This is a genomic window from Sphingobium sufflavum (genome assembly GCF_021403115.1).
Classification (GTDB): Bacteria; Pseudomonadota; Alphaproteobacteria; order Sphingomonadales; family Sphingomonadaceae; genus Sphingobium; species Sphingobium sufflavum.
This window is the reverse complement of the sequence record NZ_JAJSSH010000011.1, coordinates 55,966-80,425: the sequence shown is the minus strand read 5'-3', so window position 1 is coordinate 80,425 and position 24,460 is coordinate 55,966. Positions and strand designations below refer to the sequence as shown.

Genomic DNA, 24,460 nt, shown 5'->3' with positions numbered 1-24,460 from the left:
CCCCGACGATTTCCGTCCCGCTGGACCGCTTCTTTCGCAAAAATCCGCGCATTTCCGCTTATGGTTAGGGCTTCGTTATCCATTATTCGCCTATTGCGCGCCTTAACGAACAAAGCAGAATGGCGGACGCGTGGATTCCCAGATCTTTCATGATCCGAGCGGCCGTCGCGCCAGCCGGGTGCGTATCACACTATGGACCGTCGGCCTGCTGGTCGCCGCGGCCTGCGCCGTCCTTCTCACGGCGATCTTCGTCATGGAGCATCATGTCGCCCCCGCGCTGAAGGGGTTCGAACCGGCCGAGAAGCTGACGCCCGTGGCCCTGTCAGCCGGAACCGCAGCGCCCGGTGACGCCGCATGGCTTCCCGCCGCCATAGCCATGACCGCGACTGGCCCGACAATCCACAGGGCGGAGAGCGTCGGTTTCTACATGCCATGGGACGAGGCCGGACGCCGCTCGCTGGAGGCGCATGCCGCGGAACTGGACTGGGTCGCCGCCGGTCTGGCCCGTGTCGAGGGGCGCGATCATCGCTGGAGCTATGAGCCGGACGCGCATCTGCGCCAGGTTCTCGACAAGGGGGAGGGCGATGCCCGCCTCCTCCTGATGATCCAGAATGTCGATGTGCAGGGGCGCTGGGACGGCCGCAACAGCGCGCGTCTCTTCGCGGACCCCGCCGCCCGCCGCCAGTTCCTCGGCAAGGTCGAGCGTACCGCGCTGGCCGAACGGGCCGCCGGTATCGTGCTCGACATGGAAAATCTGCCGGAGGCCGCCCATCCGGCCTATCTGGATTTCCTGCGGGAGGCGCGCACGCGCTTCGCCAGCCGCGGTCTCCTCGTCACCATCGCCGCGCCGGTCAGCGACCCGGCATGGGATCTGGCGGCCTATGCGGCGGTGACCGACCGCATCTTCCTGATGGCCTATGACGAGCATTGGCCGGGCGGAGAGGCTGGGGCCATCGCGTCCCAGCCATGGTTCGCCCGCACCCTGTCCGACGCCGTGCGCGCCGTGGGGCCGGACAAGGCGATCGTGGCGCTGGGCAACTATGCCTATGACTGGGGCGCGGGGCAGGCGGAACCGCTGACCGTGGCGCAGGCATGGGCAAAGGCGTCCGCCGCCGGTTCGGCCCCGGTCTTCGACAAGGCCAGCGGCAACAGCCATTTCTCCTATGAGCAGGGCGGCGTGCGCCATCATGTCTGGATGCTGGATGCGATCAGCAGCTGGAACCAGTTGCAGGTCGCCCGCCAGCTTGGCGCGGGTGGGATCGCCCTGTGGCGACTGGGCAGCGAAGATCCCGGCTTCTGGGCTGCGCTCTCCGCGCCGCAGGGGTCGGCCCCGCAATTCGCCACCCTGCCCACGCAGGACAATGTCCAGCTTCTGGGCAAGGGGGAGGTGCTGCGCCTCGCCAGCGCGGCACAGCCGGGCCTGCGCGACGCCGTGCCCGGCCCGGATCATCTGATCCGCTCCGCCAGCTACACCGCGTTGCCCACCACCAACCTCGTCCAGCGCGCGGGCAATAATCGCCGCATGGTCGCCCTGACCTTCGACGATGGTCCCGACCCCAAATGGACGCCCCGGATACTCGACATCCTCAAGGCGCAGGGCGCGCCCGCCACCTTCTTCGTCACCGGCGCCAGCGCGCTGGGCGAGGCCGACCTGCTGCGCCGTATCCTGGACGAGGGGTCGGAACTGGGCAACCACTCCACCACCCATCCCGACCTCGACCGCCTGCCCGAAGCGGCGATCCGGCTGGAGCTGAACACGACGCAGCGGCTGGTGGAAAGCTATACCGGCCGGTCTATGCGCCTGTTCCGCGCGCCCTATCTAGGCGACGCCGATCCCAACACGCCGCAGGAACTGCGCGCCGCGCGGGTCGCGGCGGAGATGGGCTATCTCTCCGTCGGCCTCAACGTCGATCCGCTCGACTGGTCCGCCACCGACGCCCGCTCCATCGTCGCGAAAACCGTGGCGCAGGTGGAGTCCGGCACCAGCGACCGTTCTACCCAGATCGTGCTGCTCCACGATTCCGGCGGCGACCGCAGCGCGACCATCGCCGCGCTCCCGGCCATCATCCGCGAATTGCGGGGCAGGGGCTATGAATTCGTCACCGTCTCGCGGCTGGCGGGGCTGAGCCGGGATGCGGTCATGCCGCCGCTGGCCGGGACGCAGCAGGTCGCGGCGGAGGGGGCGGGCACCTTGTTCCTCACCCTGTCGGGCGGCTGGCGCGTCCTCGGCCTGCTCTTCGTCGCGGCGATCCTGATCGGCATTGCCCGTTCGGTCCTCCTCACCATCCTCGCCTGCCGCAACGCGCGCACCGCCCGCGCGCCCACGCCGCCGGCGCATCTGGTGCCGAACTTCGTCTCCGTCCTCATCCCCGCCTTCAACGAGGAACGGGTGATCGAGGCATCGGTCCGCCACATCCTCGCCAGCACGGGACCGCGTATCGAGGTGATCGTGATCGACGACGGATCGTCGGACGCGACCTCCGCCATCGTGTCCCGCGCCTTCGCGATCGACCCGCGCGTGACGTTGCTGACGGTCGAGAATGGGGGCAAGGCGCGGGCGCTCAACCGGGGCCTGCGCATCGCGCGGGGCGACATCGTCATCGCGCTCGACGCCGATACGCAGTTCGAACCGGACACCATCGCGAAACTGAACCGCTGGTTCGCAGACCCGCGCATCGGTGCGGTCGCGGGCAATGCCAAGATCGGCAACCGCGTCAATCTCGTCACCCGCTGGCAGGCCGTCGAATATATCACCGCGCAGGGACTGGAACGCCGCGCCCTGTCGGCGCTCGACGCGATCACCGTGGTTCCGGGCGCGGTCGGCGCCTGGCGCCGCGCCGCGCTGGACGCGGTGGGCGGCTATCCCGCCGATACGCTGGCGGAGGATCAGGATTTGACCATCGCCATCCAGCGCGCGGGGTGGAAGGTCGCCTGCGACATCGACGCCATCGCCTGGACCGAAGCACCGGAGACGTTCCGCGCCCTGTTCAAGCAACGCTATCGCTGGGCGTTCGGCACGCTGCAATGCCTGTGGAAGCATCGCGCCGCCCTCTGGACCGGCCAGCCGCGCGGTCTGGCGCGTGTCGGCATGCCGCAGGCATGGCTGTTCCAGATCCTGTTCAGCCTCATCTCGCCCCTCATCGACCTCGCCCTGGTCGCCAGCATCGCGGACATGGTGCTGCGGACGGTCAACCATGGCTTTGCGATCATGCAGGGCAGCCTTGCCACCATGCTCGGCTTCTGGCTGGCCTTCACGGTCATCGACCTCGCCTGCGGCTGGATCGCCTATCGCCTCGACGGGCGGGAGAAGAATTTCCCCGCTCTGCGCCTGTTGATGCAGCGGTTCGGCTACCGCCAGTTGCTATACGCCGTGGTGATCCGCGCAATCTTCTCGGCGCTCAGCGGCCCGCGCGTCGGCTGGGGCAAGCTGGAGCGCAGCGGCCATGTGATGGTGGAGAGCGACGCGTCCGGCGCGGAGGCGCACGACGCCATCGACTGGAGCGAGGCCGCCGTCGTCGCCAAGCCGCTGGCGGCATAGCGGCGGGTGGCATCGTCGCCCCGGACTTGATCCGGGGGCCTGCCTCTTTTGCTCATGCTCATCATGGGAGCGCGGTCCAGAAAGCCGGCACGGCCATTTCGCGCCCGCTCCCGCTGCGTGCGGTTGGACTTGCCCCGCATCTTTGCTAGATACGGGGCAACCATGGGGCATCAATGAAGCAGAACGAACAATCGGGCGTCGCCAGCGAGCGTGTCGCCGACATCGTGGCGGAACGCATATTGGCGGGCCAGTTAAAGCCCGGAACCCGTATCAAGCAGGACGAGCTGGCCACCGAGCTGAACATCAGCCGCATCCCCGTGCGCGACGGGCTGCGCATATTGGCGACGCGCGGCCTTATCTCCTTCAAGCCCAACCTGGGCGCGCGGGTCAGCGCGGTCACGGTGCGCGACATGGAAATGTCCTACCGCATCCGCGAGCAACTGGAGCCGATGCTGCTGGCGGAGAGCATCCCCAACCTCACCGACATGGACATAGAGGAGATGCGCGACGTCCTCACCCAACTGGTCGAGGTGGACGATGTGGAGGCGTTCCTGCCGCTGGACCGGCAATTCCACTGGATCGCCTATCGCGGGCATGAAGTGCCCCAGCTTGCCCAGATCGTCGAACGCCTCTGGGACACCACGCAAAGCTATCGCCGCGCCTATGCCAAGCTGGCGCTGACCAACGGTGGCAAGGTGATGCGGGCGGAGCATCAGATGATCTTCAGCGCCATTGAACGGCGGGAGGTCGAGATGGCGCAGGCGGCGCTTGTCCTGCACATCCGCCGCACCCGTGTCGGCCTCGCCAACTATGGCTATCTGATCGGGGCCGAACCCGTCATCCGCACCAGCGCCTTTTGACAGCCAGCGCCTTCTGACGAAACGGGGTCGCAGACCGCGACCCCACCCCCGTTCCTTTACGCCACATGGTCCCCATGGGCGATTTCGACCCGCGTGGCCTCGCCATTCGGACCCATGGGCGAGTCATATTCGACCACGGTGCACACCGGATTGCTGTGGGAGGCGAACAGCCGGGCCTCGTCTTCCTTGATCGCGGGCAGGCGGGCGGGGTCGCCGATCACCTTCTGCGAATTTTCGAAATCCTCGCGGCTGTTCCACCAGATTTCCATGATGCAGTCGAAACCGGGGTCGATCACCTCGCCCGTCACCGGGTTACGCTCCGGCGTCAGGTAGCGGCGGACATAGCGCACCGCGTTGGGGATGGACGGCGAACGACCCATCTTCTTGGACAGCTGACTATGCTGGTTCTCATAATAGTCCATGAACTCGTCCATGGTCATATTGGGATTCTTGCGGAAAAAACATATTTGTTTGAGCATGTTGCTATTCCAAGGTCGTTGGACGGGGATGCCGACGGGGCGGATCGCGCGGGGAAGGGGGAAGGGGCAGGGGAATCCGGGGATAGGCGGGGACTGTACGTCCCGCCGGATGGATGCCGCCACACGCATACCACCCCATCACAGGATGCCGCGCGGGCATGGTCCCTGACCGCCTTTCAAATCTCCTCCCTCACTCGTCGCGCAAGAGTGGGAGCCACATGCTATGCTGTCTAATACCAATTTCGATCAGGCTTATGCAGTAGAAACATGGGATGTTCTCCACCAGCCTGCCGCCCCGGCCGCCCCTCCGGGAACTTGTGGTGTGACCGCCCCGTTCTGAACCGCAGAAGGAGCATGATATGCACAAGGAAATCGAAGATGGTGAAGTCGTCACCCATGTCTCGCGTGAGGAGGCGCGCAGCGGCGCATCGACCCATGTCACCCGCTATGTGTTGGGTATCAGCCTGATACTCGTCATCATCGCCTTCATCGCCATCGTGGGAACGGGCATGTTCACCACCTGAAAACCGCGCTGAACAGGGGCGGGACGGGCGTGGAAGGCCCTGCGCCACCCGCACCGGACTGATCTCGATCAGCCAGTTTGTCGGGAACGGTTGGCACCGCCGGGGCTTGTTAGGGAAGATCATGCAGGGACTCCATCCATGGCTTCCAACCCCGTTCACGTCGCTCCCGTTTCCCAGTTTCTCCAACCGTCGTTCCAGCAGGCGCTCAGCCATTGGAACCGTACCCGCCTTGCGCCCGCGCTGCCCGATGAGGGCTGGCTCGACACGCTCGACCGGGACCATCGGATGCTCCGCCTCGAAGGACGCTTCATCGAGGAATTGCGTGCCGACGTCGTGGAAGAAGCCGCCGCCGCTCCCACCGATCCGCATGGCTTCATCGACTGGTTCGAAGGGTTGAAGCAGACCGGGCCGGGGCAGGGCGATCCGCTTTTCCCATGGCTGCGCGATCATGCAGCCCGCGACGACATCCGCTGGTTCCTGCGACAAGAGGCCGCGGGGGAGGCGGGCTTCGACGATCTTGTCGCCTATACGCAGGTCAAGATGCCCGACCGTGCCAAGCTGGAACTGGCCCGCAACTATTGGGACGAGATGGGGCGCGGCAATATCAAGGGGATGCATGGCCCGATGTTGGGGCAACTGGTGGATATTCTCGACCTCGCCTCCCGCATCGAAACCACCGTCTGGGAAAGTCTCGCGCTTGCCAATGCGATGACCGCGATGGCGACCGCGCGCCGTTATGCCTGGCATAGCGTGGGCGCTCTGGGCGTCATCGAACTTACGGCGCCCGGCCGATCGGCGGCCACTGCGGCGGGCCTGCGCCGCATCGGCCTGTCCGGGTCGCAACGGCGCTATTTCGACCTGCATGCCGTCCTCGACGTCAAGCATAGCCAGGACTGGAATGCGGAGGCGATCCTGCCCCTCGTCACCGAAGACCCCGCCCGCGCGACCGCCATGGCGGAGGGTGCGCTGATCCGCCTGCGGTGTGGCGAACGCTGTTTTGCCCGCTATCGCGCCCATCTGGGCGTGGCGTGATGACGATACCGACAACCGCACAACCGCCGACGGACGCCCATCCGCACAAGCGGGTGCTGCTGGTGGAGGATGATCCGCTCGTCGGCGCGGTCCTTGCCGAAATGCTGGAGGATGCGGATTATGAGGTGGACGGTCCCCACCGCACCCTGTCGGACGGGGTGGCGGCGCTGGCCGACCATTTTCCCGATTGCGCCGTGCTGGACGTGAAACTCGACCGCCAGACCGTCGGCCTGCTGGCGGACGATCTGGACCTGTACGACATTCCCTATGTGCTGTGCTCCGGCCTGCCGCCGCAGGGCAGCATGGCGGCGCGCGCGGGCGACCATCCCTTCGTGCCGAAGGATCAGGCCTATCGACGCCTCCTTCCCGCACTGCGCGCGATCACGACCCCGCAGTAGCAGCCGCAGTAAACATCGCCGTCTTATCGACGCCCGCTTTGTTGACACCCTGCGCATGTTTGCCGGGCAGGCGATGTGGGGCCTTGCCTTCGGGCCGCAAAGGCGCTGTTGCTGCGCAAGTCCCCTGACAGGGGAGCCGCAACGAAGGAAATCTCATGGGCCGCCTGCTCGCGCGCTTCAACATCGACCCCTATGTGCTGATGATCGTGGGCATGGTCGTGCTCGCCTCGATCCTGCCCGCGCGCGGCATGGCGGCGACGGTCGTGGGGTGGATCGCCGACGCAGCCATCGTCCTGCTCTTCTTCCTCCACGGCGCGCGCCTGTCGCGTCAGGCGGTGATCGACGGGGCGCGGCACTGGCGCCTTCATCTCGCGGTCGCCTGCATCACCTTCCTGCTCTTTCCCCTGCTGGGCCTCGCGATCCGCGCCATTCCGGGGCTGGACCCGGCTCTGGGCACCGGCATGCTGTTCCTCACCCTGCTGCCCTCCACCGTGCAGTCGTCCATCGCCTTCACCGCCGTGGCGCAGGGGAATGTGGCGGCGGCGGTGTGCAGCGCATCCTTCTCCAATCTGGCGGGCATCGTCATCAGCCCCGCGCTCACCGCCTTGCTGATAACCGGCAAGACCGGCGGTTTCTCGACGGATTCGGTGGTGACGATCGCCGCGCAACTGCTGCTCCCCTTCCTCACCGGGCATCTGCTGCGCCCGTGGATTGGGGCATGGGTGGCGCGCCAGAAGCGCATGCTGACCGTCGTGGATCGCGGCTCCATCCTGCTGGTCGTCTACACCGCCTTTGGCGCGGCGGTGGTGGGGGGGCTGTGGCAGCGGGTGTCGCTTACCGACCTCCTCCTGATCGGCCTGCTGTCCGGCCTGTTGCTCACCATCGTCCTCTTCGCCAGCCATGCGACCGCGCGCCTCATGGGCTTCAACCGGGCGGACAGCATCGTCCTGCAATTCTGCGGTTCGAAGAAGAGCTTGGCCTCCGGCGTGCCCATGGCCGGTGTGCTGTTCCCCGCGGCGCAGGTCGGCGCGATCATCCTGCCGCTGATGTTCTTCCACCAGATTCAGTTGATGGTCTGCGCGGTCCTTGCCCGCCGCTACGCCGCCGCGGCGGAGCGGGAGGAGGGCGCCGAACCGGCCTCCGCCACCTGATTGCAGGGCGCGCGCGTTCGCGACTGGGAAACTGTTTCGGCACTGGACGACAAGTCATCGCGCGATGCCTGGCCTAGCCTGTCGCCATGACACACGCCCAGATGAAGGAACCCGACATGGCAGGTCTTCCCCGCGCATCCGCTATAGAGGCCTTGCCGCCCGTCACGACGCAGGCGGCGTGGCGGGGCGACCGGCTCGTCCAGTCCGACGAGTGGATATACCGCTTGTCGGAGGAGCAGGTCGCGGAGCTGGAGGCGCTGGGCCGCCGCTTCGTGGAGGATGACCCGGACCTTCGCACCGTGCAGGCGTCCGACTATCCTCTGCTCGCCTGCGCCGACGCCATCGCCGCCTGGGGGCAGGACGTGGACTATGGCCGGGGCTTCGTGCTGGCGCGCGGCCTGCGCACCCATCTCTATTCCGACGCGCTGTCGGCGGCGATCTACTATATCCTCGGCCTGCACATGGGCGACCCCATCCGCCAGAATGAGATGGGCGACGTCATCGACCATGTCTATGCGACGTCGGACAAGATGATGGACGATCCCACCGCCCTGTCCTCCAAGGTGCGGGACAAGCTGGTGTATCACAGCGACAGTTCCGACATCGTGGCCCTGATGTGCCTGCGCCCCGCCCGCTCCGGCGGCGCGTCCTGCCTCGTCTCCGGCGCGGAAATCTATAATGAGATATTGCGCCGCCGCCCCGACCTCGCGCCGCTGCTGCTGGAACCCTTCCACTGGGACTGGCGGCGGCAGGACCATAATTCGCCCGCCTTCACCTACAGCTCGCCCATCGTCAGCCTGATCGACGGCGTCTTCTCCATGTATGCCGGGTCGCTCTATATATTGACGGCGCAGGCCTATCCCGGCGTGCCGCAACTCACGCCGCAGCAGATCGAGGTGCTGGAGCTGTTCGACCAGATCACCTACGAACCCGGCATGGCGATCGAGATGGATTTCCGGCCCGGTGATATCCAGTGGCTGTCTAACTATGCCGCGCTCCATTCCCGCACCCTGTTCCACGACTATCCGGAACCGCAGCGCCGCCGCCACCTGCTCCGCCTCTGGCTCAGCCGGGATTCCGGGCGTCCCGTGGTGCCGGGCTTCGGCAAGAATGGCGTGGTCCAGCACCGCATCGCGCCGCGCGATGGCAAGGCGGAGCATCCCGACGCCCGCTTCAGCGTGAGCGCCTGCGCGGTGCCGAGGCTGCTGGCCTAGGGCGGAAGAAGGCAAGGGGGCGAAGGCAAGGGGGCGGGCGAGAAACCTGCCCTCTTTCCGCCCCCGGTGGAGGCCGGCATCGCCCGCGCTCAAAACCGTTCACTGTGAACCTGTCGAAGGGCCACACCTCAAACCGCTTCACCCCGGACGAGAGGCCAGCATCCCCACCACCTCCGCCACATCGCGCACATCGGCAAAGTGCAGCCGCAGGTTCAGCAGGGCCGCCGCCTGTTCCTCGTCCGTTACCGTGGCGGTGGCGTCGGACAGCACGATCACCTTGTAACCCAGCATATTGCCGTCCCGCGCGGTGGACTCCACGCACACATTGGTCAGCGTCCCCGCCATCACCAGCATCTCCACGCCCCGCGCCTCCAGCGCCGCACGCAGTTCTCCCGCCGGGCAGACGAACGCCCCATAACGATATTTGTCGATCAGCAGGTCGCCGGGGTCCACGGCCATCGCGGGATACAGCCCATGGGTGGACGTGCCCGGCCGCATCGTTTCCACCGCCCGCCGGACGAGCGGGATGGACAGGTCATATTGCCAGGGCGGCATGGCCAGCGGCGGCGTGTCGCTCACCGTCTGGCGCGTCCAGATCACCGTCGCACCCGCATCCCGCATCGCCGCCGCCAGCCGGTTGATCGGCTCTACAATGTCGCGGGCGTGGCCATTGCCGAACACCTCACCCTCCGCGACAAAGGCGGACTGCATGTCGATCACCACCAGCGCCGTCGTCGCCGGATCTATCGCGCCAAAGCTGTTCGCCCCGCTGCCCCGCTCGATGGCCCAGCGGGGCAGCATGACGTTATGCATCAGGCGGGTTCATAGGCGGTGGAGAGGGACAGCTCCTCCCACGTCGCAATCTGGGATTCCAGCAATGCCATCTGGTCCCGCGCATAATGGAGCGCATCCGCGCCCAGCAGGAAGTGCAGCGGCGGCTCCGGCGCGTCCAGCACGGTCAGGATCGCGGCGGCGGCCAGCGCGGGGTCGCCCTTTTCCTTGCCCGCCCCGTCGGTCAGGCTCTGCCGCGCGAAATGCGCACCGCCGTCATAGGCCGCGATCTCACGGGCCGCGATGTTCAGCCCCGTCTCGGCAAAACCGGTGCGAAAGCCGCCGGGCGCGACATTGGTGACCCGGACGCCGAACGGCGCGACCTCCTGCGCCAATGTCTGGCCGATGCACTCCATGGCATATTTGCTCGCGCCATAGATCGCCGTGCCCGACCATGGGGCAAGGCCGCTGACGGAGGTGATGTTGACGATATGCCCCGCACCGCGCGCGCGCAGGAAGGGCAGGGCCGCCTGTATCATCCGTATCCCGCCGAACAGGTTGATCTCGAACAGGGCTTTCACCTCGTCCAGCGTCACCTCCTCGATCGCGCCGACCAGACCATAGCCCGCATTATTGACCAACCGGTCGATCCCGCCGGTCAGTTCCTCCGCCTTGGCGACGGCGGCGGTGACGGACGCCTCGTCGCGCAGGTCGACGCTGATCGCATGGGCGCGGCCCGGCGCCAGCGCCTCGAACCCTGCATCGCCCGCCGCGCGCGTCGTGCCGACGACCGTGTCGCCCCGCGCCAGCGCCGCCGTTGCAATCGCGCGCCCGAACCCGCCGCCGATGCCGGTAATAAGCCATGTCGTCATGTCATTCTCCCTCGTCGCGCAGCTTAGGTGGCGGGACGGCTGCGGCTCTTGGTGCTGACGGTCGCAATTCTTGCCGTCTGGCGCATGGGCGCGGATGCCGCTTGATCGGGCGGCGCGTTGGATGCTGGGTAGCGGCCGGTTCGGGACGGGAGGAGAGAGCGATGGCGGTTCATGTGGTCGGCTCCATCAATGTGGACATCATCGCGTCGGTGGAGCGGCTGCCTTCGCCCGGCGAGACGATCCTCGCCCTGCGCACGGAGCGATTGCCCGGCGGCAAGGGTGGTAATCAGGCGGTGGCGGCGGCCCGCATGGGCGCGGCCACCCATATGGTCGGCGCTGTCGGCGACGATGAGGCGGGGGCATGGATGCGCGGCCAGCTCGCGGCCTCCGGCGTGGAGGTCGGCGGGGTCGTCGCGGTGCCCGGCGCGCAGACCGGCACCGCCTTCATCGCCGTCGATGCCCATGGCGAGAACCAGATCATCGTCGCCCCCGGCGCGAACGCCGACCTGCCAGCCGTCGAACCCCTCGCGAGCGGCGTCCTCCTCGCTCAGCTGGAGGTGCCGGTGGCGACTCTCGCGCCGCTCTTCGCCGGCTCGCACGCGCGGCGCATCCTCAACGCCGCGCCGCCGGTGCTGGCCGCGACGGCGCTGCTCGACCATGTCGACATCCTCATCGTCAACCAGCACGAACTCGCAATCTTCGCGGGCGTGGCGCAGGTTCCCGCCGGCCTCGATGCGGTCGTCGGCCACGCCCTGCGCCTCGTCCGTCCCGGCCAGTTGCTCATCGTCACGCTGGGCGCGGGCGGCGTGGTGGCCGTCTGGCCCGACCGGCACCTCCATATCCCCGCCATGCCCGTGACGCCGGTGGACACCATCGGCGCGGGCGATTGCTTCTGCGGTGCGCTCGCCGCCCTGCTGGACGAGGGCATGGCGATCGAGCCTGCTCTGCACCGCGCCAACGCCGCCGCTGCGCTCTGCACCCTCGGCCATGGCGCCGCCCCCGCCATGCCCGACCGCGCGGATGTGGAGGCCAGCCTGGCGCCCGGCTTCGCCGGGGCCGCAACATAACATGCGCCCGCAATCAAGACCCCGCGCCACGCTTCCATAAGCTGGGGATGCCCGACGAGGAGTAGATGATGACAGTGTTTCAACCGGCCCCCTTTGGATTGCCATCCGACACCGGCGGCAAGGATCTCGGCATCTTCCTGCCCATCGCCAACGGCGGCTGGATACTCTCGAAGAACAAGCCGGTGCTGGACGGCTCCTACGCCTACAACCGCCAATGCGCCGTGCTGGCGGAGGAGGCGGGGCTGGACTTCATCATGTCCATGTCGAAATTCCGCGGTTATGGCGGCGAGACGGACCATTGGAACAGCTCGCTCGACCCCATCGTCCTGATGGCCGCGCTGGCCGAGGTGACGAGCCGGGTGAAGGTCTGGACCACCCTCCACACGCTCCTGCAAAATCCCGGCGTCGCGGCCAAGATGCTGGCGACGTTGCAGGAGGTCAGCGGCGGCCGCGCGGGCCTCAACATCGTCACCGGCTCCTACAAGGGCGAATTCGCGCAGATGGGCGCCTGGCCGGAGCATGTCGACCATGACCAGCGATACGACCTCGCCTATGAATGGATCCGCGCGATCAAGGCGCTGTGGACGCAGGACAGCGTCACCCGCCACGGCGACTATTTCACGCTGGACGACTGCCAGTCCTGGCCCAAGCCGGAAACCAAGCCCTTCCTCGTCTGCGCGGGCACGTCCGAAAAGGGGATGCGCCTGACATCGGAGGAGCTGGACGCCATCTTCCTGTCGGGCGGCAACGCGGTGGAACTGGCCGCCGCCAGCCGCCGGGCCAAGGACATCGCCGCCGAATATGGCCGCACCATCCGCACTTACTCCATGCTCACCATCGTCTTTGGCAAGACGGATGCGGAGGCAAGGGCGACGGCCGACCATTATCGCGCGGGGCTGGACGAGGGTGCCCTGCGCGGCATGATGCGCGCCTATGGCTTCCTCGACGCGGAGATCGGCAAGGAGAACGCCTTTGTCGAGAAGAGCCGGTCGGGCTTCATGGCCGCCAACATCCTCGGCTCGCCCGCCACGGTGATCGAGCAACTGACGGAGTTGTTCGAGGTGTCGCAGACCGACGGCCTGATGCTGATCTTCCCCGACTATCTGACCGGCATCCCCATTTTCGGTAACGAGGTGCTGCCCGTCCTGCGCGACCGCTTTCCCGGCAAGGTCAAGGTGATGGCCAATGGCTGAGCTGATGGAGACCGTCGCCCTGCCGCATGTCGATGCGGCCAGCCTGCCGCCGATGATCGACCCCGCCCGCACCGCGCTGGTGGTGGTGGACATACAGGTGGATTTCGCCGCGCCGGAGGGTCTGCTCGGCCGGGTCGGCGTGGACCTGTCGGAGGCGGAGGCCGCCATCGACCGCTGCGAACGCCTCGTCGCCGCCGCGCGCTTTGCGGGCGCCACCGTCGCCCTGATGCGCGTGGTGACACGGGCGGACACGGACTCCCGCGCACTCAGAACGCTGATGGCTCGCCGCGGTCGTCCCGGCGGGGAGGCGATCTGCCGCGCGGACGAGGCCGGGGCCGATTACTACCGCATCTTTCCCGAACCGGGCGACATAGAGGTGCAAAAGCGGCTCTACGACAGCTTCCACGGCACCGATTTCGACGCGCAATTGCAGGCGCGCGGCATCGACACGCTGGTCGTCTGCGGCCTCAGCACCGATTGCTGCGTCGACCAGACCGCACGGGCCGCCTTCCATCATGACTATGACGTGTTCATCGTCTCGGACGCCTGCGCCGCCTATGAGCCGGGACTGCACGAAAGCGCCCTGAACGCGCTGGAGAAGAATTGCGTCCTCCTCACCACCACCCCGGCGGTCGAGGCCGCATGGACACGATAGTCGCCCGGCCCGGCGATGGGGCGGCGGTGCTGACCGCCGACCTGCTCATCACCCATGCCTGGATCGTCACCATGGACGACCAGCGCCGCATCTACCGCGACGGCGGACTGGCGATCGCGGGCGACCGGATCATCGCGGTCGGCCCGTCGGACATGGTCGAACAGGCTGTCGTCGCGCGGGAGGTGATCGACGGGCGCGACCGCTTCGTCGTCACGCCGGGCTTCGTCAACGGCCATGTCCATATCACCGGGGAGCCGATCACGCGCGGCGTGGTGCCCGACGACACCGACTGGCGCACCAATGTCTTCGACTGGCTGATCCCCACCTATATGGTCCAGACCCCGCAGGAGGAGGCCGTGTCCGCCACCTTCGCCGCGCTGGAGATGCTGCGGACCGGCACCACCTGCTTCGTGGAGGCGGGGACCATACTCGACCTTGGCGCGGTGACGGACGCGCTGGCCGCCACCGGCATCCGGGGACGGCTGGGCCAATGGGTACAGGACCGGGCCTTCGCGCCCGATGAGGATCAGGCCGCGCTGACCACCGCCGCCATCGCCCGGCTGGAGGGGCAGATGGCGCGTTATCCGGCGACGGGCGATCCGCTGCTCGCCGCATGGCCTTGCCTCGTCGGCCACAACACCGCGACCGACGATCTGTGGCGGGAAGCGACCGCGCTCGCTCGCGAAACCGGCACCGGGGTCACCGCCCATATGAGCGCGGACCCCGCCGATCCCGACTATTATCTGGCCACCACCGGGCGCAGGCCCATCGCCCATCTGGCCGACCTCGGCGTGCTGGGCGGCCACCTTTCCCTCACCCACGCCATCTTTCTGGATGGGGAGGAGGCGGGGATGATCGCCGCGTCCGGCACCACCATCACGCACTGCCCGATGACCGCGATGAAGGGGGCCTATGGCGCCAGCGCGGCGGGCCTCTTTCCCGAAATGGCGGCGGCGGGGGTGAACATCCAGTTCGGCACCGACGGCAACAATAATGGCAACAGCGCGGATATGATGCGCGCCATGTTCGCCACGGCGGGCCTGTTCAAGGATGCCCGGCGCGACGCCAGCCTGTTTCCCGCCACCCGCGTGCTGGAAATGGCGACGATCAACGGCGCACGCGGCGCGCAGCTTGGTCATGCCATCGGCTCGCTGGAGCCGGGCAAGCGCGCCGATTTCGTCCTCCACGACCGCAACCGGCCCGAATGGCGGCCCCTGCTGAATGTCGTGAATCAGCTCGTCTATTCCGCCGATGGCCGGGGCGTGCACAGCGTCTGGGTCGATGGCCGGCGGGTGGTCGACAACTATCGCTCGACCCTGATCGACGAGGAAAAACTCTATGCCGAGGTGGAGGCCGCCGGTGCGGCGGTGCTCGCCCGCGCGGGAATGAAGGTGCCCTCCCTATGGCCAGTGTCCTGACGTCCTCCCGGTCTTCTGCCCCGCCATCCGTCGTTGCCCCTGCGTCCGGTCGTGGCGCCGTGCTGCTCGCCTGCACCATCGGCAATGGTGTCAGCGTGACGCCCGCCGTCCATGCCGTGTTCGGCCTGTTCCTGCTGCCCCTGTCGCAGGGGTTCGGCTGGTCGCGGGCCAGCATCTCCGTCGCGCTGGGCATCGTCGCGGTCGTCGGCGCGATCCTTTATCCGCTGGTCGGCCGCCATATCGACCGGCATGGTGCGCGCCCCACGCTGCTGGTCGGGGTGGTCGGTCTGGCCCTGTCCATCGCCGCGCTGGCCCTGACCAACGGCAGCCTGATCCAGTTCTACCTGACCTTCGCGGTAATCGCCTCCTTCGGGGCGATGGCCGGAACCCCCATCTTTCAAAAACTGGTGGCCGACTGGTTTGAGGAGGGCAGGGGGACCGCCTTGGGTATCAGCGGCGGGGTGGGCTGCGGCGTCGGCTCCATCGTGCTCCCGGTCATTGCGGCGGCGCTCGTCTCCCATCTGGGCTGGCGGGCGGGCTATCTGGGGATCGGTGCGGTCATGCTGCTGGTCGCCCTGCCGATCCTGTGGTTTCTGCTGCACGACCGGGCGGGCGTCGGCGGCGCGGCGATGGGGGAGGGGCAGGGCGGCCCGACCCTGACCGAGCTGACCCTGGCGGAGGCGATGCGGACCCCGACCTTCTGGCTCCTCCTCGTCGCTATCGCCACGGGTGCGGGCGTCACCACCGCCATCTTCAGCCATGTCGTGCCCATTCTGGGCGACCGGGGCCATGGCGTGGCGACCGGCACCATGGTCATCGGCGTCTTCGCGCTGGTGACGTCGGGCTGGCAGGTCGCGATGGGGCGGATCATGGACGTCATCCCCACGCCGCGCATCGCCGTGCCCCTCTACGCCATGGCCATCGCGGGGCTGGCCCTGCTGGAATTTGGCGGGTCGGTGCCTGCGCTGATGCTGGGCGGCGCGCTGCTGGGCATTGCGCTGGGCACGCAGTTCGGGGCGCTGCCCTTCTTCGTCGCGCGCTACTTCGGGATGCGGGCGTTCGGGGCGATCATCGGCGTCCTCTATTCCGCCGTCATCGCCGCGCAGGGCATCACCCCCATCCTGCTGGACGCCTCCTATGACGCCCACCACAGCTATCGCCATGCGCTGGTCGTCGCGGGCATCTGCCTCGCCATCGGCGCGCTGCTGCTCCTGCTGCTGCCCCGCTACGGCGCCCGGACCGCGTCCATGGCGGAGGGGATGATCCTTCCCACCCACTGATCCAACAGGCCCCGATCCAACAGCCAGCCCCGGTTCCGGCCCCCATTCCACCCCCAAACCGCCCGCCCCTTCGCCCCCACGTTCAAAACACCCATTCGGTTGTAACAGTTGAAAAACCTTCGGGAGAAAAACCATGGCGGACCGCGCCCCATCCTTGCCCTCAATCGCGCCCGAACCGGCCTTCTCCGACCCTGCCCACGCGCCCTATGCGGTCAGCGCGGCGGAGCGTGACGCCATCGCCGCCGCCATCGACACCGACGAACTGGTGCAGCTTGCCCTGACGCTGGGCAACATCCCCAGCCGCTCGCGAGAGGAAGCCGCCGCCGCCGCCTTCGTCCATGACTGGATGGCGGTGGAGGGCTTCCGCCCCCGCCGCATCGGCGCGACCCCGGAGCGTCCCAATATCATCGGCGAATATGGCGGCACCGCGCCCGGCGCCAATCTCCTCTTCACCGCCACCTCGACACCGAAAGCCCCAGCGCCCTGCCGGAGCAGAACGCCTTCCGCTATCGGGACTCCACCCTCGCCGATCCCGAGTGGACGCAATGCTGGATCGAGGATGGCGCGTTGCGCGGCTACCCCATCTCGAATGATCGCGGCCCGATGTCCTGCTTCCTGATCGCGGCCAAGGCGCTGAAGAAAGCCGGCATCGGCCTCGCCGGCAAGACATGGCTGACCGCCTGCCCCGGCGAGATTGGGCCGGAACCGATCGAGGAATTTTCCGGCATCGGCTATAATGGCAAGGACATCGGCGCCCATTATCTCTTCCACCATGGCGGCGTCGCGCCCGATTATGCCATCGCGGCGGAGGGCACGGATTTCGGCCTCACATGGCAGGGATGCGGCTATGCGCTGTTCCGCGTCCGCCTCTTCGGGCGCGGGGTCTTCACCCCCATCCTCGACGCGCCCGCCGACGCCCGCGCCCACCCCAATCCCATCTATCGGCTCGGCCCCGTGATCGACGCTCTCCACGCCTGGAGCCTGGCGTTCGAACGTGATTCCATCCTCGACACGCCCGGCGGCCGGTCCGTTCCCAAGGTGCAGATCGCCTCCGTGCGCGGTGGCATGCCTTTCGACTTTGGCGCGGGGACGGAGGTTTGCGCACTCTACATCGACGTAAACCTCAACCCCCGGCAGAAGGCTGCCGACGCCTATCATGGCATCATGGCCGCGATGCGCGACGTCGACGTGGAGGCGTTCGACGTCGAGGCCATGGTCGTGCGCCATGGTTTCGAGGCGGATCCGAACGCCGTCGCCCCCCTCGTGGGCGCGGTGGACGCCGCGACCCGGCTCGCGACCGGCGGCACCCCGCTGGAACGGGCCCATCCCGTTTATTCCAGCATGTGGCGCGACCATAATGTGTTCAACATGCACCGCGTGCCCGCCGTCACCACCGGCATGCCGCGCTGGCGTCCGACCCCGGCAGATATGACGCAAAGCGCGCTGATCTACGCCCTCACCATGCTCGCCATATGCGGGCGGGGGTCGGATGTCGGGGCGGCGAGCGGGGCGACCAGTGTGTATGGAGATGAGACACCCTTTTGATCCGGGCGGCCTGTCCCCCGATTGCGTCGATTGACGCTCCCCTGTTCCGTCAATAGCTTGGACGGTATCCGACAAGACAGAGATCGGAAAACGGGGAAAGGGTGCCACCCTCTGTTTCAAGGTGGTCTCTCTTGCGCTTCACGACAAATGCCTATCCCAAGGAACAACGGCGGGACGCCTGGCGCTTCGCACTGAAGCGATTGTCGCTCACCCTCGACGAGGCTGACGAGACATCGCTCTATGGCGAACTGATCCAGTTCCGCAGCAGCACCGGGATCGATTTCATCCGCGTGACCGGCACGCCGCAGGGCTGGTCGGTCGATTTCCGGGAACAGCCCGGCTCCTACTGGCTCGCCATGGTCCTCGACGGGTCGGCGACCATGCGCGATACGCAGCAGACACTGACGCTGGCGGATGGAGAGATGATCTGTGGCAGGGGTGACAGCGCCGCTAACCTGACCTTTGCCGGTGACAATCGCAGCCTGGTGGTGCGGGTGCCGCAGAGCGTTCTGAGCCAGCGCCTCAAGACCCCTATCGCGGGTGCCTCCCGCAAGATCGCCACGGATGCGGGCGCGGCGCGGATATTCTCCGGCATGCTGCGCTCGCTGGCGGACACGCTGCCCGACATCACGACGGATCAGGCCCGCCCGGTCGAACTGGCTTTCCCCGAATTTCTCGTCACCAGCCTGCTCGACAATGCCCCGGTCAAAGCGCTGGGCGGTGCGGCGGGCATGCGCGCCGCATTGTTGGAACGCATCTTCCAAACCATCGAAATCCGGCTCAGCGATCCCGATCTCAATTATCAGCAGGTCGCGGCCGAACATGGCATTTCACCCCGCTACCTCCAGAAACTGTTCGAATCGATCACGGACAGCTTCGGCCATTATGTGAAGGTCCGGCGTCTGGAACGCTGCCGCCTTGACCTGCGCAGCCCGCTGCATGTCCAGAAGTCAATTTCGGACATATTGTTCGAATGGGGCTTCAACGACAGCGCCTCCTTCAGTCGCGCCTTTCGCGAGCAATATGGCATTTCCCCGCGCGAATATCGCAAGGCTCCGCCGCAGGACAATGACGAGACCATCTTGCTGCGTCGTGGCCGCCCCGCCAAGGCAGAACGGGCTATCGTCCAGGCGGAGCCGTCTCTTCCCGCGCTGCTGGAAGGCGAACAGGAAGCGGACAGCGAAGTCGCCGCCATCGACTATGATGGCATGGATGTCAGTCAGCCGGTTCGGCATCATCATCTCCCCGCCAGCCCGGAAAGCGTCCACTGGGGCTATTTCAGCCGCTCCCTCAAACCCGTCCTTCAGGTACGGTCAGGCGACTTCGTCACTATCGAGACACTGACCCACCACGCCAATGACGATCCCGAACGGATGGTTGAGGGCGATGCTGGCACGGAAAGCGTTTACCGCTGGGATGAAACCGGCAAAGCTGTCGATCGGCGCGGGGCTGGACCTATGGACGCCAGCGCCTTCGGACGTGGGCCGGGGGAGGGCTTTGGCGTTCATATCTGCACCGGTCCCATCGCGATTGAAGGGGCCATGCCTGGCGACCTGATTGAAGTGCGAATATTGGACCTGAAACCACGGCCCAGCGGCAACCCTCGCTTTGCCGGCAAGACATTCGGCAGCAATGCCGCGACCTATTGGGGCTTCCATTACCAGGACCTGCTGACCGAACCCAAGCAGCGGGAGGTCATCACCATCTATGAGGTGGAGGCTGCGGGCGGTCGGCCGCCCACGGCCCATGCGGTCTATTCCTATCGCTGGACCGAGCAGGTGGACCCATCCGGTGTGCGCCATGCACGATACGACTATCCCGGCGTTCCGGTCGATCCGGCCACCATCGAACGCAATTATGACGTGCTGCGAAACGTGGAAATCCCGATCCGCCCCCATTTCGGCGTCATCGCCTTGGCCCCGGCCTATAACGGGCTGGTGGATAGTGTTCCCCCTGCGGCCTATGGCGGAAATCTGGATAATTGGCGGACAGGGCCGGGGTCGCGCATCTTCCTGCCCGTACAGGTTGCCGGGGCATTATTGTCTCTGGGCGACCCCCATGCGTCGCAGGGCGATTCTGAGTTGTGCGGAACCGCAATCGAATGCTCCATGACCGGGTTGATCCAGATCATCCATCATCGCGCCGCGACGGTCATGGACCCTTTGCGTGACCTGGATTACCCGCTGATCGAAACAGAGACCGAATGGGTTATCATGGGCTTCAGCCACCCGGACTATCTGAAGGAACTGGGAGAGGACGCACAAAGTGAAGTCTACAAGCAATCCTCTATAGATTCTGCCATGCGTGACGCCTTTCGCAAGGCCCGACGCTTCCTGATGACCGCCAAGAGGCTCAGCGAGGACGAGGCAATCTCATTGCTCTCGGTCGGCGTGGACTTTGGCGTATCGCAGGTGGTGAATGGCAATTTCGGCGTGCATGCGATCATCCGCAAGGGACTGTTCACCAGCTAGGGCCGCTATCGTCGAATGACGGTGAGAGTTGCGCTGGTCAGCATCCTTCGCAAGGCATAAGTGCGGGCGCTGAACGACCCCGGCGTCAGCACGTTCGTCATCAGGATCGCGACGGCCCTGTGAGCCGGATCGGCAAAGAAGAAGCTGTTGGCCGAGCCGCCCCAGCTTCCCGCACCGACCGGCAGCAGCCCTCTGGCCTCCGTTTCTGCGTCTCCTATGGCGAGGCCGTAACCAAAAGGCGTATCCTCCTGCGATGACCCGCCGGTTCTCAGGCGTGGCGTGAACATCGCATCGACGCTACTCGCCTTGAGGATATGGCGCCCATTCCAGTGGCCTCTATTTGCCAGCATCTCGGCAAAATGGCGATAGTCCTCCATTGTGCTCACCAGACCACCACCGCCGTCGAGCAAACGGCCTGTGTCGCGATATTCGGACAAGCCAGGCCGATCGACGGGTTGAAGACCGCCTTCCGCCGCGACATAGTTTGTAACGAGGCGCGGCAGACGGGCCTCGTCCACCACGAATCCGGTGTCCCGCATTGCTAGCGGATCGAAGATATGCCGGTGAAGGAACTGATCCAGTTTTTCGCCCGACACATGTTCGACCACAGCCCCCAACACTGTCGTGGAAAAGCCATAGCTGAACCGTTCCCCCGGCTGATGCAGAAGTGGCGCAGGACCAAGACGTGCGACCAGTTCATCCAAAGTACGCGCCGGAGCGGCCTGATCCGCGCCACTGGCAACTGCCGTGGAGCGACTGACGCCATGGCGCCGATAGTAGCAATGGACCGGCGTGTTGCCCATGAATTCATAGCTCATCCCAGATCGATGAAGCAGAAGATCCTCGATCGTAACGGAGCGGGTGAGGGCGCTTGTCTCCAGCCGCTCGTCTGCCCCACTCTTGTAGACGCGCAATGCGCTCAGCTCGGGCAGATATTGCTCCACCGGATCGCCAAGCGACAGCCGACCTTGCTCGACCAGCATCAGGATGGCGACACTGGTGATGGGTTTCGTCATCGAGTAGAGACGGAAGATCGCATCATCGGCTACGGGCACCTTGGCCTCGACATCGCTATAGCCGACCCGGACGGACAGGAGGGGCTGGCCATCCTGCACCACCAGAACGATGGCATTGGGGATTTCCCTTTTGTCCACCATGGCCGACAATTGCCGGTGCAAAGACTCGCTCGCGTCTGACAAAGGTGCGGACTTTGCCCATGTCCTGCTGCCGCCCCCTAGAGCGGGAAAGGATAGGATTGCGCCTAGCATGGCCCGACGATTCACCATCGTCATCTCAAAAGGGCTTGTCGCCAGCCACCGTCACCCTATAGCCTGACCGCACATCGGGAAAATAATCCCATACCGCGAAATGCTGTGTGCAACGGTTATCCCAGAAAGCCAGACTGTCCCGCTGCCAGCGAAAACGGACATGGAAGTTGGGATTTTGCACATGCTGGAACAGGAAGGCCAGGATCGCCTGACTCTCCTCCTTCGACAACTCGTTGACCCTGGTCGTATAGGATGAGTTTACGAACAGCAGCTTGCGCCCCGTCACCGGGTGGGTGCGGACAACCGGATGTGAGTTGCAAGGATAGGTCTTGGTGGAATCCGGGAAGATAGCCTTATAGACATGGTTTCCGTCATGGACCGCCGTCAACGGTTCCAGAAACCGCTTCATCGCCGGCGAAAGAGCGTCATAGGCGGCGTACATGCTGGCGAACAATGTGTCCCCACCATGATCGGGCAGGGTATGCATGTGCAGGATACTGCCCATCGGCGGTTCGGGATCACAACTGAGATCGGAATGCCATTTCTCGCCCGCGACGAACTTGCTGTTCTCATCTGCATGAATGGCGACCACTTCGGGATGATCGTCCAGTCCCTTCACGCCTGAATGAATCGCAAGGTCGCCGAACGAGCGCGCGAACGCCTTATGGGCATCATGTGTCAGGGCCTGATCGCGGAAGAAGATCACTTGATGCTGCATCAGTGCCGTATGGATTTCGCTATAGGCCTGATTGCCCAGCGGCTGGCTGAGATCGACCCCGAAAATCTCGGCACCGATCCGCTTGGTCATCGGCCGCACGTCCAGTAGTTCATAAGTCATGGTTTAGTCCTTGTGCGACGGGAGGGACAGGGTGGCCCGTCAATCAGGATCGAGGACACTGCCCCGATCCGGGAAGATGCGACGTTCGATGCGGCAATGGATGCCCTGCGTGCCGTCCACGACCTGCGTCACGCCAAAGTCCGCCGCGACGCTCATCAGCGAGTAGCTGTCCGTGCGGGAAAGACCTTGATGTTCGGTCAGGAGGTGGAGCATGTCGAGCGATGCGCTTCTCATCGCCTCGTCCAGATCCGCGCCAAAGCCATGGACGATCCAGCAATCGTCCGTCTCAAGGAGGGGCGAGGGGAAGCTGAAATCCTTGCGCAGGATGATCTGGAACAGCACATCCAATGAGGCTTCGATGGCGGTTCCGCTGATCTCGCCGTCGCCCTGGCTGATATGGGGATCGCCGATGGAGAAAAGAGCGCCCTTCACCTGTACCGGATAATACATGCGTGCTCCCGCGCCGATGCGCCAGTTGTCGATATTGCCGCCATGCAGGCCCGGCGGAATGGTGCTGACCGGCGCATTGACCGCAGGGGCCACGCCCGCCGTGCCGAGGTGAGGGCGAGCCGGGATGGTGATGCCGGGCAATGCGGCCTGTCGGTCGCAGTCCGGGCAGTGGGTAATGCGGCCGGGGGTGATATAGGTCTCATCCACATCATAGGCGTAAAGGGCGCTGGCGGTGTTGGCGTTCCGGTCGATCTTGTAGATCGTTACCCGCTCCGTCTCGCCAAACTCCTTGTAGAGATGACCCCAGTTCGCCTGAAGATTGGAACCATAATTGAAACGGGGTTTCATCTCGAAGTAGCGCACTTCCAGCATGTCGCCCGGCTCCGCACCTTCGACATAGATGGGACCGGTCATGATATGGCAACCCGGCGCACGGGTCGCCGGGTCGATTTCCGTGAAGATGCGTCGGATGTCGTCGTCGAACATCAAAACGGGATCATCGCCCGCATGATGGGTCACCGCCTGCGCCTGGATCAGGTCGCCGCTCTTCACGGTCAGCGATGGTTTGATGTCCGGTGAGAAATAGCCCCAATGGACCGTTTCCGGTGTCGCCCTCAGATAATGCAGGGCACTTGGCTGGACATCCTCGCGAACCGCTGCGGGCTTAAGGCTGATCAGTGCCATCGGAACTCCTCTGAGGCAGGTTGAAAGGACAGGACCAGATCATGCAGCGCCGATGAAGATGCTCGTCATGCTGGGAATTTGCAGGAGAAAAGCTATGAGGGGGAGGGTGGTGCAGTCTTGTGGTGAAGCGCACAATCAGTTGCGCGCTTCACCGGACTGTTCGCGCCTATTGCTTCGTATAATTGTCGGGAATTACGGGATTTTCTCCAGCCTTCACCCACAAAAGGATCTCATTTCCCCACGGATCGGCAAAGGCATGGTTGAAGCCGTTGAACTCCTTCCAATAATGGTTGCGCCACAGGATCGTAGCGCCCAGCCGCTCGGCCGTGTCCAATATACGTTCCGGCGTGTCCTCGTCGGAAACCAGCACCCAGATGCGCGGTTTGCGTCCGCCGGTAGAAAGGCTCCGCGGCTCGACGCCACCGGGTTGGGGATGGGGGAGTGCATTGGCCGCGTCGAAAATGCCAAAATGGAGGTTTCCGATCTCACTGTCCGAGCCATCCTTGTTGGGAAAGAAGCCGCCGGGCACCATACGGTGATAGACGCCTTGGGGCCGTGCATCATTTTGCCAGCCAAAGACTTCGGCATAGAAGGCGCCGGCGGCCGCCGGATCGTCGGAAGCAAGGTCAACAAAGATCAGGCTGTTTGTCATCAGGGTCTCCCATATGTCCCCTCAAGGGGTATCAGCGGAGCTGAACCGCGCTCTACGGCGGACGCACAAAAGGTTGACCGGGGGCGTCGGGACAAGTGCG

The 24,460-nt window shown here is 65.5% G+C and carries 22 protein-coding genes; 15 read left to right on the top strand and 7 right to left on the bottom strand.

Features of this window, described 5'->3' with window-relative positions; all coding sequences use genetic code 11:
• Window positions 1–130: 130 nt before the first annotated feature.
• Window positions 131–3,538: a glycosyltransferase gene (locus tag LWE61_RS15875; protein ID WP_234151632.1), complete on the top strand. Its 3,408-nt coding sequence runs from the start codon at window positions 131–133 to the stop codon at window positions 3,536–3,538.
• Window positions 3,539–3,711: 173 nt separating this feature from the next.
• Window positions 3,712–4,398, top strand: a complete 687-nt coding sequence (locus LWE61_RS15870) for a GntR family transcriptional regulator (protein WP_234151631.1) — start codon at window positions 3,712–3,714, stop codon at window positions 4,396–4,398.
• Between the two features lie 56 nt (window positions 4,399–4,454).
• Here the strand turns inward: LWE61_RS15870 and LWE61_RS15865 are convergent, their stop codons facing one another.
• The gene (locus tag LWE61_RS15865; protein ID WP_234151630.1) at window positions 4,455–4,838 is read right to left on the bottom strand and encodes an EthD domain-containing protein; all 384 of its coding nucleotides are present in this window, start codon (window positions 4,836–4,838) and stop codon (window positions 4,455–4,457) included.
• A gap of 398 nt (window positions 4,839–5,236) precedes the next feature.
• Here LWE61_RS15865 and LWE61_RS15860 point away from each other — a divergent pair, with 398 nt between their 5' ends.
• The 5 genes from LWE61_RS15860 to LWE61_RS15840 all read left to right on the top strand — a co-directional run bounded on the left by LWE61_RS15860 (window position 5,237) and on the right by LWE61_RS15840 (window position 9,196).
• Window positions 5,237–5,401: a hypothetical protein gene (locus LWE61_RS15860; protein WP_234151629.1), complete on the top strand. Its 165-nt coding sequence runs from the start codon at window positions 5,237–5,239 to the stop codon at window positions 5,399–5,401.
• 138 nt (window positions 5,402–5,539) lie between these two features.
• Window positions 5,540–6,433, top strand: coding sequence for an iron-containing redox enzyme family protein (locus tag LWE61_RS15855; RefSeq protein WP_234151628.1), 894 nt, complete (start codon window positions 5,540–5,542; stop codon window positions 6,431–6,433).
• Window positions 6,433–6,831: a response regulator gene (locus LWE61_RS15850; protein WP_234151627.1), complete on the top strand. Its 399-nt coding sequence runs from the start codon at window positions 6,433–6,435 to the stop codon at window positions 6,829–6,831. The genes LWE61_RS15855 and LWE61_RS15850 overlap by 1 nt, the downstream gene beginning before the upstream one ends.
• 155 nt (window positions 6,832–6,986) lie before the next feature.
• Window positions 6,987–7,982 carry a bile acid:sodium symporter family protein gene (locus tag LWE61_RS15845; protein WP_234151626.1) on the top strand — a complete coding sequence of 332 codons (996 nt, stop codon included), beginning with the start codon at window positions 6,987–6,989 and terminating at the stop codon, window positions 7,980–7,982.
• 116 nt (window positions 7,983–8,098) lie between these two features.
• The gene (locus tag LWE61_RS15840; protein ID WP_234151625.1) at window positions 8,099–9,196 is read left to right on the top strand and encodes a TauD/TfdA family dioxygenase; all 1,098 of its coding nucleotides are present in this window, start codon (window positions 8,099–8,101) and stop codon (window positions 9,194–9,196) included.
• 138 nt (window positions 9,197–9,334) lie between these two features.
• On the opposite strand, the gene LWE61_RS15835 is transcribed toward LWE61_RS15840, so the two are convergent.
• A complete protein-coding gene (locus LWE61_RS15835) occupies window positions 9,335–10,009 on the bottom strand; it encodes a cysteine hydrolase family protein (protein ID WP_234151624.1) in 675 nt (224 codons plus the stop codon).
• On the bottom strand, window positions 10,009–10,839 hold the full coding sequence (locus tag LWE61_RS15830; RefSeq protein ID WP_234151623.1) for an oxidoreductase: 831 nt from the start codon (window positions 10,837–10,839) through the stop codon (window positions 10,009–10,011). Before LWE61_RS15830 ends, LWE61_RS15835 begins: the two co-directional genes overlap by 1 nt.
• A gap of 161 nt (window positions 10,840–11,000) precedes the next feature.
• Between LWE61_RS15830 and LWE61_RS15825 the strand changes: the two genes are divergently transcribed.
• The 8 genes from LWE61_RS15825 to LWE61_RS15790 all read left to right on the top strand — a co-directional run bounded on the left by LWE61_RS15825 (window position 11,001) and on the right by LWE61_RS15790 (window position 20,468).
• Window positions 11,001–11,906 carry a ribokinase gene (locus tag LWE61_RS15825; RefSeq protein WP_234151622.1) on the top strand — a complete coding sequence of 302 codons (906 nt, stop codon included), beginning with the start codon at window positions 11,001–11,003 and terminating at the stop codon, window positions 11,904–11,906.
• Window positions 11,907–11,974: 68 nt separating this feature from the next.
• Window positions 11,975–13,099 carry an LLM class flavin-dependent oxidoreductase gene (locus LWE61_RS15820; RefSeq protein WP_234151621.1) on the top strand — a complete coding sequence of 375 codons (1,125 nt, stop codon included), beginning with the start codon at window positions 11,975–11,977 and terminating at the stop codon, window positions 13,097–13,099.
• A complete protein-coding gene (locus LWE61_RS15815; protein ID WP_234151620.1) occupies window positions 13,092–13,754 on the top strand; it encodes a cysteine hydrolase family protein in 663 nt (220 codons plus the stop codon). Before LWE61_RS15820 ends, LWE61_RS15815 begins: the two co-directional genes overlap by 8 nt.
• Entirely contained in the window at window positions 13,742–15,172 is a 1,431-nt protein-coding gene (locus tag LWE61_RS15810) for an amidohydrolase family protein (RefSeq protein ID WP_234151619.1), read from the top strand. Before LWE61_RS15815 ends, LWE61_RS15810 begins: the two co-directional genes overlap by 13 nt.
• Entirely contained in the window at window positions 15,157–16,452 is a 1,296-nt protein-coding gene (locus tag LWE61_RS15805; RefSeq protein WP_234151618.1) for an MFS transporter, read from the top strand. Before LWE61_RS15810 ends, LWE61_RS15805 begins: the two co-directional genes overlap by 16 nt.
• A gap of 133 nt (window positions 16,453–16,585) precedes the next feature.
• Window positions 16,586–17,071: a hypothetical protein gene (locus LWE61_RS15800; RefSeq protein ID WP_234151617.1), complete on the top strand. Its 486-nt coding sequence runs from the start codon at window positions 16,586–16,588 to the stop codon at window positions 17,069–17,071.
• Complete coding sequence (locus LWE61_RS15795) at window positions 17,056–17,997, top strand: zinc-binding metallopeptidase family protein (RefSeq protein ID WP_234151616.1); 942 nt, start codon at window positions 17,056–17,058, stop codon at window positions 17,995–17,997. The genes LWE61_RS15800 and LWE61_RS15795 overlap by 16 nt, the downstream gene beginning before the upstream one ends.
• Window positions 17,998–18,128: 131 nt before the next feature.
• On the top strand, window positions 18,129–20,468 hold the full coding sequence (locus LWE61_RS15790) for an acetamidase/formamidase family protein (protein ID WP_234151615.1): 2,340 nt from the start codon (window positions 18,129–18,131) through the stop codon (window positions 20,466–20,468).
• A 5-nt stretch (window positions 20,469–20,473) separates the two neighbouring features.
• Here LWE61_RS15790 and LWE61_RS15785 read toward each other — a convergent pair whose 3' ends face one another.
• The 4 genes from LWE61_RS15785 to LWE61_RS15770 form a co-directional block, all read right to left on the bottom strand.
• Window positions 20,474–21,625, bottom strand: a complete 1,152-nt coding sequence (locus LWE61_RS15785) for a serine hydrolase domain-containing protein (protein WP_234151685.1) — start codon at window positions 21,623–21,625, stop codon at window positions 20,474–20,476.
• Between the two features lie 136 nt (window positions 21,626–21,761).
• A complete protein-coding gene (locus LWE61_RS15780) occupies window positions 21,762–22,574 on the bottom strand; it encodes a TauD/TfdA dioxygenase family protein (RefSeq protein WP_234151614.1) in 813 nt (270 codons plus the stop codon).
• 39 nt (window positions 22,575–22,613) lie between these two features.
• Window positions 22,614–23,708, bottom strand: coding sequence for an acetamidase/formamidase family protein (locus LWE61_RS15775; protein WP_234151613.1), 1,095 nt, complete (start codon window positions 23,706–23,708; stop codon window positions 22,614–22,616).
• A 166-nt stretch (window positions 23,709–23,874) separates the two neighbouring features.
• Window positions 23,875–24,360 carry a VOC family protein gene (locus LWE61_RS15770; RefSeq protein WP_234151612.1) on the bottom strand — a complete coding sequence of 162 codons (486 nt, stop codon included), beginning with the start codon at window positions 24,358–24,360 and terminating at the stop codon, window positions 23,875–23,877.
• Window positions 24,361–24,460: the final 100 nt, after the last annotated feature.